This window comes from Methanofervidicoccus abyssi (genome assembly GCF_004310395.1).
Lineage (GTDB): Archaea > AGJL01 > Methanococci > Methanococcales > Methanococcaceae > Methanofervidicoccus > Methanofervidicoccus abyssi.
Genome location: NZ_BFAX01000003.1, coordinates 135,035 through 153,221, shown reverse-complemented (window position 1 = coordinate 153,221; position 18,187 = coordinate 135,035). Strand labels below are relative to the sequence as shown.

The following is an 18,187-nucleotide window of genomic DNA, read 5'->3' as shown; positions in this document are numbered from 1 at the left end:
ATCATATAATATAATTCTTTATAGATCGCCAATTATTATTATTCTCAATAATTTATATAGTAATCTTATCAAAAGATTAATAAATTAAATGTTAAAAATAATCAGATAAAAAAGTAGCAGGAGGTAATACTTTGAAGTTTTTAAAGGGTATAGTTGAGGAAGGGATTGAACCTATAGAAGAAGATATGGAAATGTCGGAAGTTGATAAAGAACTTTTGGAATTTATCGAGAAGTCTAAGATTAAAATAACTGTAGTAGGTTGTGGAGGTGCAGGGAATAACGCCTTAAATAGACTAGCAAAGGAGAAGATAGAAGGGATAAAAACTGTTGCTATAAATACCGATGCCCAACAACTTATAAAGACAAAGGCAGATGTAAAGGTTCTCATAGGTAAAAACCTTACAAGGGGGTTGGGTGCTGGTGGAGATCCTGTGAAGGGGGAAGAGGCTGCCAAGGAAAATGCTGAGGATATTAAAAAGGCTATACAGGACTCTGACATGGTATTTATAACTTGTGGGCTAGGTGGAGGTACTGGAACAGGATCTGCTCCAATAGTGGCAGAGATATCGAGGAAGTTAGGGGCCTTAACTGTTGCAGTGGTTACCTTACCTTTCTCCATGGAGGGAAAGATCAGAATGAACAACGCTATACAGGGACTGGAGAAGTTGAAAAAAGTAGCAGATACCATAGTTATAATCCCAAATGACAAACTCCTAGAGATAGTTCCAAATGTACCTCTGAGAGTGGCATTTAAGGTTGCTGACGAGATCCTCATTAACTCTGTAAAAGGTATGATAGATCTTGTGCAGAACGTTGGTGATATTCATCTAGACTTTGCAGATGTAAAGGCTGTGATGAGTAACGGCGGTATAGCAATGATAGGTATAGGAGAGAGTGATTCCGAGAACAGGGCTAAAGAAGCTATAAATATGGCGTTGAACAGTCCTCTCCTCTGTGTGGAGGTAGATGGGGCTAAAGGTGCACTGATACATATTACAGGGCCAAAGGATATGAGTGTAGAGGAAGCTAAGGAAATAGTCTCAACAGTTACAGAGAGATTAGATGAGAATGCTACTATAATTTGGGGTACTACAATTGATGAAAATGCGGAGAATACTATCAAAGTATTACTTATAATTACAGGTACTAAATCCACTGAAATAGCACCATTTAGCACACCAAAGGGTAAAAAACCAGTAGTTATCGATATACTTCCTAGTATCTAAATGGGGGATGATATGAAAGGGAAAATAGAGATAGAAGAAAAAATAGAAAGATTGAAATCCTTCCTAAATCAGTGCAAAAGGGTGCTGATGGTACTGAGGAAACCTACAACAGAAGAGTATTTAAATGTTGCAAAGGTTACAGGTTTAGGGATATGTTTCTTAGGGATGTTGGGATATATAATACATGTACCTATAGTGTATCTAAAGGGATTGGTTAAAAAGGTATAAGGTAGTATTCTTCGAGTGTTAAGAGACAATCCTTCTTCTCAACATGAAAAATCAACTCATTGCTGATTTTCCTCAATCTCATATAATTCAAAATTATTGAAATAATTTTTTATTATTCACTATTATTATTAATTTTTAATATATTATCATAATTATTTTTTTAACTTTAACTACTACTTGATAGAAATTAGGATCTTCGAAAGAAATAGGAGATATTGAGATATTAGGGAAATCTTTAAAGTTTCCAATATAAAATTAGATCGAAAATCTACACAGTCTTTCTTTTTTTCTTTAACTCCAAAAGTTTTCTGATAGCATCTAAATTTACGTCTCCCTCTATAGAAATATACCCATTTCTATATGCTCTATCTATAAATCCCTCGCCCCAAGGTGTTCTTACAAGTACAGTGGAGTATCCAAGGGGTGTCCCTACGTTTCCTACAGAGATATCTGCAGTAACTCCTGTGAAATCTCTACAAACTTTACAACCTACTCTAACTGCATGTTCTATATCTTTCAAGCTGAATCTAACAGTATCCCCATTTATAAGTGTAACTCTCAACTCCCCCCTTACTATCTCCATCTTCCTCACTGTCCAAGGATTGATATTTCTTTCCTCAAGTATCTTTATCATCTTATCATAGTCGTAAGTCTCAAAACAGAATAGTCCTATCTTCAGTCTTATGGCATTTTTGAAAGGTCTAAGTAGATCGTTATTTGAAGACATTATCTGATATATGGCATCCATTACACAGGGAGTTCCTACTACCGCTATTCTCCTCAGTTTTTTATTCATCACTGCATCCTTAAGGGTTTTAAGTATAGGGACGTTCCAGCTGTACTTACTCCCTGCAGATTCTATAACTTCTTCCTTTGAGGTGGCAAGATAGGGTTCTGGTTCTAATGTCCATTTATCCTCCTTCATAACTAATGCCCCATCTATAAGTCCCTCCTCAAAGGCGTTGGTAAGTATTGCAGTTACCACCCCTCCATTTTGGGCGTTCTTTACATCTATCTTTGCCTTGACCCTATATTTTTTCAGTATCCTACCTAAACCAGGTTCAGTATCTGAGATACGGGCTTTCTCTGTCCTTGGACAGGCGTCGTAGCAGGCTCCACATCTTACATCGTAGAGTGTAGTTTTACAGAACTCTGCAGATACTGGATGTTCAATACCCTCCACAGGTTCTATAATACAGGCACATTCATCACATACAAACTTTACAGGACTCTCCTCCTTGAAGTATATGTTATCCACAGGGCATACTGAAACACAGGCCCCACATCCTGAACATATGTTTCTATCCCACACTTCCTCCTTTAAGTTCAAGTAGGACTTCATTCCTTCCACCTTTATCTTTTATCTTAAATCGTGAGTGTATAACTTTCCAAAAGGTCTCTTAGATACTGGTGCTATCTTCGTGTATTCCGAGTTAATCAATTTCTCCCTTATATCTTCATTTAGGTTGAAATAATTACAGAACTCCTCTATATACTTCTTTATTTTCTCTCTATCCTCTTCTGTAAATTCCTTAATATCTGCCGCTACACCAAGTTGGAACCCATCCACTTCTCCCCTTATATAAATACTACCTCCATGGATACCTGTCCCTATCATCCTCCCCTCAATCTTTCCAAGGTCTTTACCTTCTCTATCTATATTCAGCACCAATATCATGCCTCCTGCCATATACTCTCCCAAGAAATCTTTAGCCCTACCACCTATAACCAGTACTGGAAACTTATCCTTATACTCCTTCATATGGATACCACTTCTATAACCCACATCATCCCTTACAAATATCTTTCCTCCTCTCATAGAGTGTCCAGTTACGTCTCCCCCACTTCCGTGGATTATAATCTTACCGTCATCCATGGTGTTCCCAGGAGCATGTTCTGTATTACCGTAGACTATAATAGTAGGACCACTCATGAACATCCCAAGATCTCCCCCAGGTACTCCGTAGACCTCAATGGTTAGACCCCTCTTTTGGATACCGTTTCCTATGTATCTCTGTCCTAAAACATTTTTTAAGACTATCTTTTTTATGTTGGGGTTTTTATTCAGAACTTCATGGATTTTTTCATTTAACTCCCTGTAATTCATGTCCTTGGCGTCTATTACTACTATCTCCTCATTCCCCATGATTTCACCTTAAAAAATTAAAAAATTAAAAGATATTTTAAAAAATATTCTATAGACTTATTTTTTATTCACTTATTTTTTATTCACCTGTTAAAAGATAGAGATTAAAACCTTAAACAGCAAGATTAGTTAATATTGAGTGGTTTAATATCCTGAAGAATCTCTTTTTACAACTGATTCCAATTGTAACTGTTTTTATTATAACAGTAATTGTTATAATTATTGTTTATCTAAAATCCAACGTGTTTGATCCCTAAAGCCTTTAACTCCACCTCATTTAACCCAATACCTCTTAATCTATCCCTATTTCCTCTTAAACTCTCTATAGAATTAATTCCAGCCGCTCCAAGTAACTCCTTGATCTCGAGAGTCCAGGCCTTTATAAGGTTTGCCACTCTCCTAGCTCCTTCCTCAATATCTAACCTGTTAACTAACTCAGGTCTCTGTGTTGCAATACCCCAGGCACACTGTCCAGTGTAGCATCTACCACATACTCTACAACCTAAGGCCACCATAGCTGCAGTTCCAATATATACTGCATCCGCTCCAAGGGCTATAGCCTTAAACACATCTGCAGAGTTCCTAATACCTCCACTGGCTATAATACTCACCTCGTTTCTAACACCTTCTTCCCTAAGTCTTTCATCAACTGCTGCAATTGCCATCTCTATAGGTATCCCAACATGATCTCTGAATACCTTTGGAGCTGCTCCTGTACCTCCCTTAAATCCATCTATTACAACTGCATCTGCATCTGATGTTGCAATACCATTTGCAATAGCTGCTACGTTATGTACTGCTGCAATCTTTACAAAGACAGGTTTCTTCCATCTTGTTGCCTCCTTCAAACTCCTTACCAACTGTGCCAAATCTTCTATAGAGTAGATATCGTGGTGTGGGGCTGGAGATATGGCATCAGTACCTTCAGGGATCATCCTTGTCATAGAAACCTCTGCAGTTACCTTCTCTCCCGGTAGATGGCCTCCTATTCCAGGTTTTGAACCTTGTCCTATCTTTATCTCAATTGCAGCTCCTCTGTTTAAGTAATCCACATTTACCCCGAACCTACCGCTTGCCACCTGAGTAATTATATGATCTGCATATGGATAGAGTGCCTTATGGAGACCCCCTTCTCCAGAACCCATGTAGGTTCCACACTCCTTAACAGCCTTTGCCATTGCTAAATGAGCATTTAAAGACAGGGCCCCATAGGACATATGTGCTATCATGATAGGTGTCTCCAACTTTAAATTAGGTGCTATTTTAGTTTTTAACTTAGCTTTCTTAATTTTTTTACCGTCTATTTCCTCCTCTACAAATTCAAACTCTAACTTTTTTGGTTTCTTTCCTATATAAGTTCTCAATTCCATAGGTTCTCGAAGGGGATCTATAGATGGGTTGGTCACCTGACAGGCATCTAGGACTATACGGTCGAAATAGGTTGGATACTCCTTAGCATTTCCCATACCACTTAGTAATACGCAGCCAGTCTTAGATTGATTTATAATGTCTTCCCTTACTTCTGCTGTCCAAAGTGGGTGATCTCTCCAACATGTTGTATTTTTCCTTACCGTTATAGCATCTCTTGGACACATAACTATACATCTCTGACAGGCTCCACATCTATTGGAGTATATGACTATTCTATCCTTTTCCTTTCTATAAACTCCCCAGGAACATTCCTCTACACATCTCCCACAGAGCATACACCTATCTCTATCTATTTCTACCTTGTACTTTGGTGGAACTGCTGAGGGTATCATTTTACACTCCTCCTCTATATTCTACTCTTTACTCTATTCTAACGATTACAGGAGACCCAGCATTAGGCATCTCCACTTTATCTAATTCAGGACATATTCTTCTTATGGCAGCTTCCTCACTGGATACAAATACTAAATCATCCTTCTCAGCGGCTACAAGAGGTCTAAGTTTTATTCTATCCGTAAGTCCTATCATGGTATTGTTTTTCTCTATATCTCCATTCATAAATATCATTCCTTCATGGGTACCAACCACTATAGCGAAGGGTCCATTTAGAGCTGCCGGACCGTAGGTCATCCTTATTGCTTCATGTATCCTCCTCTCCTCCTCATCCATCCTATCTATCTCATCCCAGAACTTAGGTGCTATGGCACTTAGGGCGTACTCCACAGGTAGTTTATGTTTCCTAATGAGAAGGTCGAAGATATAGGCCACAACCTCTGTATCTGTGAACATCTTACACTTATAACCGAAACTCTCCACATACCTCTTATTTGTGCCGTAACTTGTTATTTCCCCATTATGTACAACAGACCAGTTGAGTATATTGAAAGGATGGGCGCCTCCCCACCAACCTCTCGTGTTTGTAGGATACCTTGCATGAGCCAGCCACATATAACCCTCGTACTCATCCAACCTGTAGAATTCTGCCACTTCCTTAGGCCATCCTGTAGCCTTGAAGACACCTAAGTTCTTACCACTGGAGAATACAAAGGCTCCATTAACCCTGTCGTTTATCTCCATAACTATATTTACCATTAGATCGTTTTCAATATCCTTGTAGGAGTCGTGAAAGTCGTAGAAGAACCTCCAAGGTATAAACTCCTTTTTTAAAACCCCTTCCTTTACCGGGATCTCTTCATCCTTGACTACAACCCCATATTTACTCAGTATATTTTTTATCTTATCTATTATCTGATGGTAAGTAGGGATGTTCTTTAAGAAAACATGTAAGGCATAGTAATCCTTATATTCTGGATAAATTCCATAACCTACGTATCCTGAACCTTGTCCATTTCCCCTCTCCTTTAAACTATCTAATGCTATCGCTATCTTATCTCCTCTTATCAACCTCTTCTTTCTACTTATAAATCCAATAATGCCACACATATTTAGCCCTCCAATTTAGGTCCGATTAAAGTATAATAGAATTAAAAAAGAGATTATATAACAAAGTATTATTATATTTCATAAGTTTAATTTTATTTAATAAAAAATTATTTATATTATAAAAATTTTATTATGGTTATACTATGAAGTATAAATGGATATATGAAAGTAAGATAAGAGAGAGAGGTAGAAACTATTATAGAAACAACTTGGTAAAATACTGTGTAAAGTTTGGTAACAAACTATACGGTAAAGTATTGGGTGGAGAACTCTACAATACTGTTGTAGATTTGAAGGATTATTCAGGTACCTGTTCCTGTTCCTATAGATACAACTGCAAACATGCCTATGCTCTTATAGAGGCTTTTTTAAACAATGATTATGTAGATGGAGATAAGATATTTGAAGATTTGAAAAAGAAATCGAAAGAAGAAATATTGGAGATCTTAAGGAATGTAGTTGTAGAATACAACCTATGGAAAGTAATTATTAAGAAGGACAGCAATCTCTTAGAGGAAGGTCGTTCTATTTTAAAACTTATTCCATACGAGAGGAAAAATATCTATACCTTTAAATCATTTCTAAGGAATAGGTTTTTAAAAAACTCCAAGGATGAAGAATTACTTAAACTTTTGGAAGATATACTATCTTCTTCTTATTTTGAGGACGAAGAACTATACGATATGTTGGATATGATACTCCATGAGATATTCGAGAGAGGGAACAGGGAAGTTGTAGAGAAGTTATTTGTCCTGGCGAAGAAGTACAACATACTATGGTTTGTAGAGGAATATTACTACGACTACAATATACGATGATGAAAGTTTTTTGATAAACCTTAAAAATATTTAACTTTCTGATATTTAACCTCTGTTCCCACTAGAAGTCATAAATATTTAGAAAAAATAATTTTAAAAAATAATTAATAATAAAAAATGGTCGTTAGAAAATAAAAGAACAGTTATATCCCCCCCTGAAGATTGGAGGAAGACGGTTCTCTGAATACCTCTAATACAGTTTCTTTATTCCAGTGTTCAGAAAAGATCTTCATATATTTCCCATTATTATTAATTATCTTAGGATTTTTTATTTATTTTTATCTTTTTATACAGTTATGGTTACATTAATTTAAAATTAAAAAAATTAAGGTGATACCTTGGAAGACATATTAGTTAAAATCGATGAATATATCTGGCAACTTCCGAAGAATTATAAAGGATGTATGTTGGTTCCTGGAAGGTTATATCTAAACGATAAACTTGTTGAACAGTTGGAGAAGGAAGTTTTGGAGCAGGTGGCAAATGTAGCCTGTCTTCCTGGAATTCAGAAGTACTCCCTGGCTATGCCAGACTGTCACTACGGTTATGGGTTCTGTATAGGTGGAGTCGCAGCATTTGATGAGGAGGATGGTGTAATAAGTCCAGGGGGAGTAGGTTTCGATATAAACTGTGGTGTTAGGCTTATAAGGACGAATCTTACAAGAGAAGAGGTTCAGCCCTTTATAAAGGAGTTAGTTAAAACTCTCTTTAGAAACATACCATCAGGTTTAGGGAGTAAAGGGAAGATAAAGTTAAGTATGGGAGAGATAGATGATGTACTCGAGGAAGGTGTTTACTGGGCAATTAAAAATGGGTATGGATGGAAGAAGGATGTTAAGTATATAGAAGAGAATGGATGTATAAAGAACGCTGATGCCTCCTTAGTATCAGACAGTGCTAAGAAGAGAGGACTGCCCCAGTTAGGTTCCTTAGGCAGTGGTAACCACTTCTTGGAGATTCAGTACGTAGATGAGGTATTTGACGATAGAGTTGCAAAGGTATACGGTGTTGAGAAGGACCAGGTATTGGTAATGATTCACAGTGGTTCAAGGGGGTTGGGCCATCAGATATGTGCAGATTATCTTAGATACATGGAGAAAGCTGCTAGAAAATATGGTATAAAACTACCTGATAGACAGTTGGCCTGTGCTCCAATAAATTCGGAAGAAGGTATAAGGTACTTTAAGGCCATGAACTGTGGTGCAAATTATGCCTGGACAAATAGACAACTTATAACTCACTGGGTAAGGGAAAGTTTCGAGGATGTACTGAGAATACCTGCAGAAGATCTAGAGATGGACATTATATACGACGTAGCTCATAACATAGCAAAGAGGGAGGTGCATAAAGTAGATGGTAAATTGAAAAGGTTAATGGTGCATAGAAAGGGTGCTACACGATCCTTCGGGCCAGGTTGTGAAGACATACCTTCAAAGTACGAGAGTGTTGGCCAGCCAATTATACTTCCGGGAGATATGGGAAGTGCATCCTACCTTATGCACGGTACAGAGAGAGCCATGGAGGAGACCTTTGGATCCACTGCACATGGAGCAGGTAGAGTACTTAGTAGGGCTAAAGCAGTGAAGATCTACAGTTCAAAGGAAATTAAAAGTAAGTTAGAGAGTATGGGTATATACGTTATGGCTGATTCTAAAGGGGTTCTTGCAGAAGAGTGTCCCGAAGCTTACAAAGATATAGATATTGTGGCAGATATAGTCCATAATATAGGTATATCCATGAAGGTCTGTAGGATGAAACCTATAGGTGTTATTAAGGGTTAAAGATAAATAATAAAAATTATTATAATAATGGAGATTAAAAAATTAATAAGATAACTATGGAAGATGTATATAGGGAAGAGATATTTAAGGTTGTAATGATAGGGCCTGAGAATTCAGGGAAATCTGCTCTAATAAATGCTATCTTTGGAAAAAATATTTCAAGAGTTTCTGAGGTAGGAGGTACTACCAAGAACCCAGTGCGGAAGTTCTGGGGACGGTTGAAGTGTGGTAGATCTAAGAGACATCCAAAGATGGTAGATGTGATATTTGTAGATCTAGGAGGGCTCTTTACAGGTGAGAAGAGATCCCCTGTAATGGTTGGAAAGGTGTTGGAAAGAACCTACAGGGAGATAGAAGATGCAAACCTTATCATTCATGTTATAGATGGGGAAAAAGGGTTACTTAAAAGTTTTGAGAAGATTCATCATAGTCTTAAATTCCGTTATCAAAAACCTATTATAGTGGTAATAAATAAGTGTGATCTGCTAGATAGTAGGAGTAGGGAAGAGTTGAAAAGGTACGTTGAAGATAGGCTAAATAACAGGTGTATCTTCACATCCGCAGTGACCTATGAGGGAATATCTGATCTAATAGATGCCATTACCAACATCTTAAAAACTATAATTTAAAAGAGAAATGGTGAGGGTATGGTATTTAAATCTCTTTTGAAACTCCTAAAAGGAGAGGAGAAAAATATAGAATTTGGAAAAAAACCTAACAACGATATTTTGCCAGTTGAGATGTATGAAGAACTCCATTTAGATATTGATGAAGAAGAGGATAATATTATCAGGATAAAAGTTTTAGATCTAGAGAATCAGAAGGATGCTAACGAGATATTGGTGTGGGTAGAGAATGGATGCATAGTAATTGCAAATACCGTAGATCTGGAGAAGTGTTTAGATGAAAAATATTTAAATGTCATTAAATACTTAAGAGATGAAACTGTAAAAATGGGAGGTAAAATAGTTAGAGTATGTAACAACAGGATATTGGTACTACCTAAGAATGTGATAATAGAGAAAGCTGTTAGAGAGAGGGAAGAAAAAAATCTATTGAATATAAAAAAGGAAGAATAGAATATTAACCCTTTGAGTATATATATTTAAATACAGCCTTCTGTACATGGAGTCTATTCTCTGCTTCATCATACACTACAGAGTGTTCTCCATCTATTACATCGTCTGTTATCTCCATCCCCCTACTTGCAGGGAGACAGTGCATTACAATGACGTCATCCTTAGCATAACTTAGAAGTTTACTGTTAACCTGATAAGGAGGAAATATCTTTTTAACCTCTTCTATACTTTTATTTTTATCACTCATACTTATCCATACGTCTGTATATACAATATCAGCATCCTCAACAGCTTCTATAGGATCGTTAGTCAGTGTTAAACTACCTTCTCCATATCTATCTATAATTTCAAAACTCTTCTTTACAAACATTCCATTAGGTTCATAACCTCTTGGGGTAGCCACATATACATCCATTCCAACTAAGGTACCTCCTACTATCAATGAGTTGCAGACGTTGTTTCCATCCCCAAGGAAGGCGAGTTTAAGGCCTTTAAACTTACCTTTATACTCATATATCGTTAGGAGGTCTGCAAGTATTTGACAGGGATGGGAGAGGTTACTAAGGGCGTTGATGACAGGGACACTTCCATACTCTACCAACTCCTCTAAAATCCGGTGATTCTTCACTCTTGCAACAATACCGTGGACGTATCTACTTAGAACTTTGGCAGTATCCTTTATACTTTCCTTCTTCCCCAGATGAATCTCTCCAACGTTGAGTATTAGAGAGTGTCCTCCCAACTCCCTTATTGCTATGTCAAAACTTATCCTCGTCCTGGTAGAGGGACTCTCGAATATCATTGCTATTGTTTTACCCTTTAGTATAGGATCCTCTTTTCCCCTATGTTTTTTAAAATAGATACCATCTTCTATGATGTTTAGAATATCTTTCCTCTCTAAATGATAGAGTGTCAGTAGATGCATAGAATCACCCCCATTAAAACCTTATATAGTATTTAACTCTCAACTATATAATATCGAAAGTACACTACCTACTTAGGAAAATTTTATCACTTTCTAAGTATTTGAAGTACTATATTGGAGTTCTTTTTTAATCTTTATAGTTAAATAATAATTATAAATAATATTACCCCAATATTCATCAAAAGTGATAGTTTAAAAATAATTAAAAAATAAAAAATTCCATCCACCTGAATATAAATATATCCTCCTACTCTTGGCATTAGAGAAAAGAGAATTTCCCAAAATATCTACTACAACTGTTAAGATATCCTTTATATCACACAATAGAATTCTCACCTTCCTTAATGTTCAGGAAATATCGTGAGACATAGATACAGTCAATGCTTTACTTCCTTTTATTATTTTTTATCAAATAAAAACAAAAAATTAATAAACGAAATAAAAAACTTCTGCGAAGGAGAATTTATAGAAAATTCACTTTTTTTACTTTTTTATTTTTTTATATTACTTTGTTTTAGAGTATATTATAAATATTTGAATAATATAATAGAAAAGTTATTAAAAAATAAAATATAAAGAGATAGGCAATTTTTATATCAACTCGGATAGTTGGAAGAAGAGAACCTTCGAATAACAATATCACGACAGGAATCTTTCACCATATTCTAATGTTTAGAAAAAATATTTGGAGATATAGTTAATAGTTTCGATTTTTATTGATTATTTTCTTAGAGTGAGTAACTTTTGTCAGAGCCAGTAATTTGTTGAGGTTTCCTGACATTGTTGTTTAAATATATAATGAGTTCAGGATTATAATTTTGTATTTTAGGATTTATATATTAGAATATTATAATTGTTACTAAATATCAAAGGTGAAGGTTATGAATATCTACATAGAAGGTTATGGATGCACCCTCAACACCGCAGATACTAAAATTATAAAAAACTCACTGAAACTATTTAAAGATTTCCAAATAGTAGATACCGTGGAGGATGCAGATATTGTAGTTATCAATACCTGTGTAGTTAGATTGGAGACTGAGAACAGGATGATCTCCAGGATAGAGTACTTCAGATCTCTAAACAAGAAGATTGTAGTTGCAGGATGTATGCCAAAAGCCCTAAGGGAGAAAGTTATTGATAAGGCCGATCTCCTTATAATGCCTAGAGAAGCTCATCTAAGTGGAGAAATGATCTATAGGCACTTCAAAGATAAGGGGGTATCTAGACCCTCAAATGTAAATATAAATGAGAAACTGAAATATCTAAAACCTGAGGGGTTAATTATGCCTCTTCCCATCTCTGAGGGGTGTGTTGGGAAGTGTACATACTGTATAGTGAAGGTTGCCCGAGGAGATCTCCTATCCTACGATAAGGATCTTCTAGTTAAAAAGGCGAGGGAGTACGTAGATAGTGGAGTAAAGCACATACTTATAACAGCCCAAGATACTGCATGCTACGGGTTTGATAAGGGATATACTCTTCCAGATCTACTGAAGGATATTATCTTCTCGGTTGAAGGTGTCTATACTATGAGAATAGGAATGATGCATGCCAAAAACGTACCTGAGATTATAGACGATCTCTTAGATTGCTATAGAAGTGATAAGATAGCAAAGTTCCTACATTTACCTCTTCAAAGTGGTGATGATAAAGTGCTAAAAGATATGAAGAGAGAATACACAGTAGATGAGTTTATAGATATAGTTAAAGAGTTTAAGAGAAAGGTAAAAGATCTTAACTTTAACACAGATATAATTGTTGGGTTTCCCACAGAGAGTGAGGAGAACTTTGAGAACACCTTGGAGGTGTTGAAGAAGATAAAACCTGACTACATCCATGGAGCCAAATATACTCCAAGGAGACATACGTTAGCTGCCAAGATGAAACAGATAGATACCAAAATAAGAAAGATGAGATCGAAGATTTTAGATAAGTTAAGAAGGGAACTTAGTTACGAGAATAACAAAAAGTATATTGGTAAAACTTTAAAGGTGCTTATCACCGAGAAGGGAAAAGGTATTGCTCATAACTGTAAGGTAGTGAAGTTTAATTGGGAGGATGGCCTAAAGGTTGGAAACTTTATAGATGTGAAGATAACGGATGCCAAAACCTTCGGGTTATTTGGAGAGGTATTGAGAATCAGTCAGTGATTTTTCTATAAGTGAATAGACTTATCCAAACCTCTTTTCCTTATTTCTGATACCTTACGGCTTTATCTTTATCCCTTCCTGAGATTCCTTTTATTCTATTATATCCTTTTATATCCTTTATCTTCACTCAACTCATAATATCCTTAGGAAAAAACTGTCTCACCGAAATCTCTCTTTATAAGTTTTAACTATAAAATATTTAAACGTTAGATAATAATTAAAAAAATGTTAATTAAGAAAATTACTAAGGTGGAAAATATGATAGATACACACATCCACTCAGATACAAGGCCCTATGAAGATTTTGAAAGGATGGCACTTTCCTTAGATGGAGTTATTACCTTGGCCCACGATCCCTTAAAGCCCTACTCTATGGATGTTCTTAGAGCTCACTTTGATAGATTAATAGAAGGTGAGATAGAAAGAGGGAAGAAGAATGGTTTAAAGGTATTCGTCTGCTTAGGTATCCATCCCAGGATGATACCACCAGATGTAAATTACAGTATGTTGAAGGAATATCTAAAAAATAAACATGTAGTAGGTGTTGGAGAGATAGGTTTAGAGAAGAGTAGTAAAGAGGAGATAGAAGTTTTTGAGAGGCAGTTGTTGATAGCTCAGGGGTTAAACTTGCCGGCAGTTGTCCATACTCCTAGGAGAAACAAAAAGGAAGTTACAAAAACTATATTGGAGATTATTGACTCCCTAAGTTTAAAGAAGGATATGGAGAGAAGGATAGTAATAGATCACTGTAATAAGGAGACAGTTTCGATGATATACGACAGGGGGATGTATATAGGGCTCACTGTACAACCCGGCAAGTTAACACCAGGGGAAGTGGTAGAGATAGTTAAAGAATATGAAGGAGATAGATCCCTATTAAATAGCGACTCTTCTTCAGCACCTTCCGATATTTTAGCTGTTCCAAGGACTGTTCTAAAGATGAAGATGGAGGAGATAGAGGAAGAGATTATTAAAAAGGTGTCTTATATAAATGCTAAGGTACTGTTTAATTTAAAGGTTTAATCCTAAAGTTTCCCATTATTTATTATTTATATAATTTTTATATTTTTATTTTTATCACCGATTTAATTATAAGGAGGTATTTAAATGAAGTTGGATTACAAGGTACTGGCACTTGTTCCCGTGATACTAACTTTAATCTCAGTGATAATTGTATATACACATGGGTTAAAGGAGAGTATAGATGTAAGTGGTGGTGTAGAGATAACAATTACCGTCCCCAAAGATGTAAATGTGGAAAAATTAAAAGAATACCTTCCTCCAGATGTTGAGGTAAAGAAATCTTTTTCTCCTTCTGGGACCTTTATTATAATAAGGGCTGGGAGCAACGTAGATACTGACAAGATCATAAATGGGCTGAAAAAATTCTTCCAGGTATCTAACTTAGAGGAACTCAAATACTCCCAGAAGGAAATAAGCCCTACATTAAGTAAGAGATTCTGGAGTGATGGGTTAAAAGCTATTACCTTCGCCTTTCTATTTATGGCTGTTGTGGTGTATCTGGTATTTAGATCTCTTATACCATCCTTGGCAGTGGTCCTCGCTGCAGTGTCCGATATAGTTATGGCGTTGGGTCTTATGAGTATATTCAGTGTGCCTATCTCTACAGCAACAATTGCAGCCCTACTTATGCTCATAGGCTACAGTGTAGATACAGACATATTACTGACCACAAGGGTGTTAAAGAGAAAAGTTGGAAATATAGAGGAAAGGATAAGAGAGGCCATGAAAACTGGTATAACCATGTCCTTAACCACCATAGTGGCCATGCTTGTTCTCTACGTAGTGGTTACCTATATAGTACCTGCAGCAATCCTACTGAGAAATATAGCTCTAGTTATACTCTTTGGATTGACTGCAGATCTACTGACAACTTGGCTGACAAACGTTGGTATATTAAAGTACTACCTCTTGGAGTACAGGAAGAGAAAATAAATTCAATTTGAGGGATAGAGATGAATATACTGAAGGATAGTAAGATATTGATACTAGTTGTGTCTGTAATACTTTCAATACTTATAATTTCTTTTAAGGGTATATCCTTTGGAGTAGATCTAAGTGGAGGTACTATTATAGTACTGAAAACCAGTAAAGCAGTATCCCAGGAGAATATGACTATAATCACCGAGGTACTTAGAAGTAGGCTCAATACCTACGGTTTAAGCGATATTACCGTATACTCTAGGGGCAACGACGAGATTGTAGTGGAAATCCCAAAGAATGCAGATGTGGAGAGGATAAAAAAGATCTTAACTCAGCAGGGAGTATTTGTAGCAAAGATCGACAATATAACTGCCTACACTGGAAGAGATATAGAGTATGTAGAGAAACCTACCTTAACACCAAATGGCTATGGAGTGGTACTTAAATTGACGGATGAAGGAGCTAGGAAGTTTGCAGAGGTGGCCTATGGAAAAGCTGGCCATAGAGTAGAACTCTACATGGACGGTAAGTTGATAAGTGCTCCAGTACTATCGCCAGGTTTAGCAGATGGAAAGCCCCATAAGGATCAGATAATTACAGTGGCAGGGAACAATCCTACTAAGGAAGACATAGATGAAGCTTGGGCTATCTATACTGCACTTAAATCAGGATCTCTTCCAGTAAAATTGGAAATAGAATATATAAATACCATATCACCAACCTTAGGAGAAGAGTTTATAAAGGGAGCGTTAATAGCAGGTTTTTTTGCATTCCTTGCTGTAGGTGCTATTATATCAATTAGATATAAAAAACCTTCAATTATAATTCCCATACTTATTACCTGTGCCTCTGAGATTTTAATTATACTTGGAGTGGCATCTCTGATAAATTGGAGACTGGATTTAGCGTCTATTGCAGGAATTATAGCCTCTGTAGGTACAGGAGTAGATGACCAGATCGTCATTACCGATGAAACCTTATCTAAGGGATCAAAAAAAATTAAAAGTAGTATTAGGAGAGCGTTCTTTATAATATTTGCAGCTGCAGGGACAACTATCGCAGCAATGCTCCCACTCTTTGTTATGAGTATAGGAATGTTAAAAGGATTTGCAATTACTACAATAATTGGAGTACTTATAGGAGTATTTATTACGAGACCTGCATTTGCAAGGATAATCCAATACATGGCAAAAAGAGGGTTTTAAATTTTTTGTAGTAAGATATATGGGTAAAAAGAGTAAATCTCCTATTATCTCCTGGAATATCTACTCTCTTTATTCTAATTTTTTAATTTTTTATTTTTATAATCATTTTACTATAGTCCTATTTAAGAGAACTCTTTTTTTCCAAATATTTAAAAAGTAGAAGAGAATACATCTATATTTGAAGAGAATAGAAGTTTTGAAACAGTTTTCGTTATTTTTTAACTTCATTATTATTATAATATATACACAATAATTGTAATAACTGTTAAATTTTTTTATAAGATTTTTAATAGGAACTGGAATATTATAATCTTTTATTTACAACAAAACTTACAGGATACGTCAGTTGGATACCTCCCTGTGACACAGGCTAAACAGAGATCCTCTCTTCCTATACCTCTTATCAACCCCTGAACACTGAGATAGCCTAAGGAATCCACATTTATATATCTCCTAATCTCTTCGAGGGACTTGGAACTGGCAATTAACTCCTCCTTAGTTGGCATATCTATACCGTAGTAGCAGGGAGAGATTATTCTTGGAGAGCCTACCCTAAGATGTACCTCTTTTGCTCCAGCTTTTCTTACTATATTGACTATCCTCTTAGAGGTTGTACCTCTCACTATACTGTCATCGATCAATATTACTCTTTTGCCTTCTATTATAGGTTTTACAGGGTTCAACTTCAACCTCACAGCGAGATCCCTCTCTTCCTGAGATGGAAGAATAAAGGTTCTACCTACATATCTGTTCTTTATCAGTGCCTCGTAGTAAGGAATGCCCAACTCCTCAGAGTAGCCTATAGCAGAAGTTACTCCAGAGTCTGGGACAGGAGATACAAGATCTCCCTCACAGGGTTCCTCTTTGGCAAGTACCTTTCCTAATCTCCTCCTAACGTTATAAACACTTATACCATCTATTATAGAATCTGGTCTGGCGAAATAGACATACTCAAACATACATGTGGATCCTCCTGGGTTTTCTTCTATCCTGTAGGTTTCAATACCATTTCTGTTTATTATTATAATTTCTCCTGGAGATACATCCCTTATAAGTTCTCCATTTATAACATCTAAACCACAACTCTCAGAAGAGATATAGTAGTTATCCTTCTCGTCTTTCCCTATACATAGAGGTTTAAAACCGTAGGGATCTCTTACAGCAATAAGACTGTTATTGTAGAGGATAACAAGTGAGTAGGCCCCTACGATCTTTTTTGAAACTTCTTCTATAGATCGGATAATATCCCCTGTCCTCAATAATTCCTTCACAAGTAGGTGAGCTATAACCTCAGAGTCTGTTGAAGATGTGAATATATGCCCCTGTTTCTCCAACTCTTCTCTTAATATATGGGAGTTCAGGATATCCCCATTATGAGCTATTGCTAAATTACCAAGAGTACTATTTACGATGAAGGGCTGACAGTTTTCCACGAAGGTACCTCCTGTAGTGGAATATCTAACATGCCCTATACCTACCTGTCCCCTCAGAGAATTTATCACTTCTTTACTGAACACTTCAGAAACTAATCCAAGGCCCTTATAACTGTAAATATTCTTTCCATTACTTACAGCAATCCCTGCTCCTTCCTGTCCTCTATGTTGTAATGCATAGAGACCGTAGTATATCTTTTTAACTACATCCTCTCCGGAGAAAGAGTAAGCCCCAAATATGCCACACATGGTATCACTTGGATGTTTTTAATTTTTGTTAGAATTCTCAGAACAACAAAATACTAATTAAAGTAATAGATATACTTAGTTATTAGTTAATATAGTCTTAAACAAAGTTATTTATATCAAACTTCG

Annotated in this window: 16 protein-coding genes; 10 read left to right on the top strand and 6 right to left on the bottom strand. The window is 36.2% G+C overall.

Features of this window, described 5'->3' with window-relative positions:
* The first annotated feature begins 131 nt into the window (after window positions 1–131).
* Together ftsZ and MHHB_RS03380 are read left to right on the top strand one after the other, a co-directional pair.
* Window positions 132–1,226: a cell division protein FtsZ gene (ftsZ, locus tag MHHB_RS03385; protein WP_131007203.1), complete on the top strand. Its 1,095-nt coding sequence runs from the start codon at window positions 132–134 to the stop codon at window positions 1,224–1,226.
* Between the two features lie 12 nt (window positions 1,227–1,238).
* Window positions 1,239–1,454, top strand: coding sequence for a protein translocase SEC61 complex subunit gamma (locus MHHB_RS03380; RefSeq protein WP_131007202.1), 216 nt, complete (start codon window positions 1,239–1,241; stop codon window positions 1,452–1,454).
* Between the two features lie 268 nt (window positions 1,455–1,722).
* Here MHHB_RS03380 and MHHB_RS03375 read toward each other — a convergent pair whose 3' ends face one another.
* The 4 genes from MHHB_RS03375 to MHHB_RS03360 all read right to left on the bottom strand — a co-directional run bounded on the left by MHHB_RS03375 (window position 1,723) and on the right by MHHB_RS03360 (window position 6,474).
* A complete protein-coding gene (locus MHHB_RS03375; protein ID WP_131007201.1) occupies window positions 1,723–2,796 on the bottom strand; it encodes a Coenzyme F420 hydrogenase/dehydrogenase, beta subunit C-terminal domain in 1,074 nt (357 codons plus the stop codon).
* An 18-nt stretch (window positions 2,797–2,814) separates the two neighbouring features.
* The gene (locus MHHB_RS03370) at window positions 2,815–3,600 is read right to left on the bottom strand and encodes a GltB/FmdC/FwdC-like GXGXG domain-containing protein (RefSeq protein ID WP_131007200.1); all 786 of its coding nucleotides are present in this window, start codon (window positions 3,598–3,600) and stop codon (window positions 2,815–2,817) included.
* 230 nt (window positions 3,601–3,830) lie between these two features.
* Window positions 3,831–5,363, bottom strand: coding sequence for a glutamate synthase-related protein (locus MHHB_RS03365; RefSeq protein WP_131007199.1), 1,533 nt, complete (start codon window positions 5,361–5,363; stop codon window positions 3,831–3,833).
* 28 nt (window positions 5,364–5,391) lie between these two features.
* The gene (locus MHHB_RS03360; RefSeq protein WP_131007198.1) at window positions 5,392–6,474 is read right to left on the bottom strand and encodes a class II glutamine amidotransferase; all 1,083 of its coding nucleotides are present in this window, start codon (window positions 6,472–6,474) and stop codon (window positions 5,392–5,394) included.
* A 143-nt stretch (window positions 6,475–6,617) separates the two neighbouring features.
* On the opposite strand from MHHB_RS03360, the gene MHHB_RS03355 reads away from it, so the two are divergent.
* From MHHB_RS03355 to MHHB_RS03340, 4 genes are all read left to right on the top strand, one after another.
* Window positions 6,618–7,292: an SWIM zinc finger family protein gene (locus MHHB_RS03355; RefSeq protein ID WP_192893812.1), complete on the top strand. Its 675-nt coding sequence runs from the start codon at window positions 6,618–6,620 to the stop codon at window positions 7,290–7,292.
* A 404-nt stretch (window positions 7,293–7,696) separates the two neighbouring features.
* Window positions 7,697–9,073 carry an RtcB family protein gene (locus MHHB_RS03350; protein ID WP_394342772.1) on the top strand — a complete coding sequence of 459 codons (1,377 nt, stop codon included), beginning with the start codon at window positions 7,697–7,699 and terminating at the stop codon, window positions 9,071–9,073.
* A 56-nt stretch (window positions 9,074–9,129) separates the two neighbouring features.
* Window positions 9,130–9,702 carry an Era-like GTP-binding protein gene (locus tag MHHB_RS03345; protein ID WP_131007196.1) on the top strand — a complete coding sequence of 191 codons (573 nt, stop codon included), beginning with the start codon at window positions 9,130–9,132 and terminating at the stop codon, window positions 9,700–9,702.
* Between the two features lie 18 nt (window positions 9,703–9,720).
* On the top strand, window positions 9,721–10,152 hold the full coding sequence (locus tag MHHB_RS03340) for a cell division protein SepF (protein WP_131007195.1): 432 nt from the start codon (window positions 9,721–9,723) through the stop codon (window positions 10,150–10,152).
* Window positions 10,153–10,156: 4 nt separating this feature from the next.
* On the opposite strand, the gene argF is transcribed toward MHHB_RS03340, so the two are convergent.
* Complete coding sequence (gene argF / locus MHHB_RS03335) at window positions 10,157–11,077, bottom strand: ornithine carbamoyltransferase (protein ID WP_131007194.1); 921 nt, start codon at window positions 11,075–11,077, stop codon at window positions 10,157–10,159.
* Between the two features lie 881 nt (window positions 11,078–11,958).
* Between argF and MHHB_RS03330 the strand changes: the two genes are divergently transcribed.
* From MHHB_RS03330 to MHHB_RS03315, 4 genes are all read left to right on the top strand, one after another.
* The gene (locus MHHB_RS03330) at window positions 11,959–13,230 is read left to right on the top strand and encodes a tRNA (N(6)-L-threonylcarbamoyladenosine(37)-C(2))-methylthiotransferase (RefSeq protein ID WP_131007193.1); all 1,272 of its coding nucleotides are present in this window, start codon (window positions 11,959–11,961) and stop codon (window positions 13,228–13,230) included.
* A 258-nt stretch (window positions 13,231–13,488) separates the two neighbouring features.
* Window positions 13,489–14,253 (top strand): TatD family hydrolase, encoded by a 765-nt coding sequence (locus MHHB_RS03325; protein WP_131007192.1) that lies wholly within the window; start codon window positions 13,489–13,491, stop codon window positions 14,251–14,253.
* Between the two features lie 84 nt (window positions 14,254–14,337).
* On the top strand, window positions 14,338–15,186 hold the full coding sequence (locus MHHB_RS03320; RefSeq protein ID WP_131007191.1) for a protein translocase subunit SecF: 849 nt from the start codon (window positions 14,338–14,340) through the stop codon (window positions 15,184–15,186).
* A 20-nt stretch (window positions 15,187–15,206) separates the two neighbouring features.
* Window positions 15,207–16,379 carry a preprotein translocase subunit SecD gene (locus MHHB_RS03315; RefSeq protein WP_131007190.1) on the top strand — a complete coding sequence of 391 codons (1,173 nt, stop codon included), beginning with the start codon at window positions 15,207–15,209 and terminating at the stop codon, window positions 16,377–16,379.
* A gap of 314 nt (window positions 16,380–16,693) precedes the next feature.
* Here MHHB_RS03315 and purF read toward each other — a convergent pair whose 3' ends face one another.
* The gene (gene purF / locus MHHB_RS03310; protein ID WP_131007189.1) at window positions 16,694–18,061 is read right to left on the bottom strand and encodes an amidophosphoribosyltransferase; all 1,368 of its coding nucleotides are present in this window, start codon (window positions 18,059–18,061) and stop codon (window positions 16,694–16,696) included.
* Window positions 18,062–18,187: the final 126 nt, after the last annotated feature.

Excerpts from the sequence above, each read along its gene's own strand:
- MHHB_RS03380 (WP_131007202.1), top strand. The coding sequence starts at position 1,239 with ATGAAAGGGAAAATAGAGATAGAAGAAAAAATAGAAAGATTGAAATCC.
- MHHB_RS03375 (WP_131007201.1), bottom strand. The coding sequence starts at position 2,796 with ATGAAGTCCTACTTGAACTTAAAGGAGGAAGTGTGGGATAGAAACATA.
- MHHB_RS03370 (WP_131007200.1), bottom strand. The coding sequence starts at position 3,600 with ATGGGGAATGAGGAGATAGTAGTAATAGACGCCAAGGACATGAATTAC.
- MHHB_RS03365 (WP_131007199.1), bottom strand. The coding sequence starts at position 5,363 with ATGATACCCTCAGCAGTTCCACCAAAGTACAAGGTAGAAATAGATAGA.
- MHHB_RS03360 (WP_131007198.1), bottom strand. The coding sequence starts at position 6,474 with ATGTGTGGCATTATTGGATTTATAAGTAGAAAGAAGAGGTTGATAAGA.
- MHHB_RS03355 (WP_192893812.1), top strand. The coding sequence starts at position 6,618 with ATGAAGTATAAATGGATATATGAAAGTAAGATAAGAGAGAGAGGTAGA.
- MHHB_RS03350 (WP_394342772.1), top strand. The coding sequence starts at position 7,697 with ATGTTGGTTCCTGGAAGGTTATATCTAAACGATAAACTTGTTGAACAG.
- MHHB_RS03345 (WP_131007196.1), top strand. The coding sequence starts at position 9,130 with ATGGAAGATGTATATAGGGAAGAGATATTTAAGGTTGTAATGATAGGG.
- MHHB_RS03340 (WP_131007195.1), top strand. The coding sequence starts at position 9,721 with ATGGTATTTAAATCTCTTTTGAAACTCCTAAAAGGAGAGGAGAAAAAT.
- argF (WP_131007194.1), bottom strand. The coding sequence starts at position 11,077 with ATGCATCTACTGACACTCTATCATTTAGAGAGGAAAGATATTCTAAAC.
- MHHB_RS03330 (WP_131007193.1), top strand. The coding sequence starts at position 11,959 with ATGAATATCTACATAGAAGGTTATGGATGCACCCTCAACACCGCAGAT.
- MHHB_RS03325 (WP_131007192.1), top strand. The coding sequence starts at position 13,489 with ATGATAGATACACACATCCACTCAGATACAAGGCCCTATGAAGATTTT.
- MHHB_RS03320 (WP_131007191.1), top strand. The coding sequence starts at position 14,338 with ATGAAGTTGGATTACAAGGTACTGGCACTTGTTCCCGTGATACTAACT.
- MHHB_RS03315 (WP_131007190.1), top strand. The coding sequence starts at position 15,207 with ATGAATATACTGAAGGATAGTAAGATATTGATACTAGTTGTGTCTGTA.
- purF (WP_131007189.1), bottom strand. The coding sequence starts at position 18,061 with ATGTGTGGCATATTTGGGGCTTACTCTTTCTCCGGAGAGGATGTAGTT.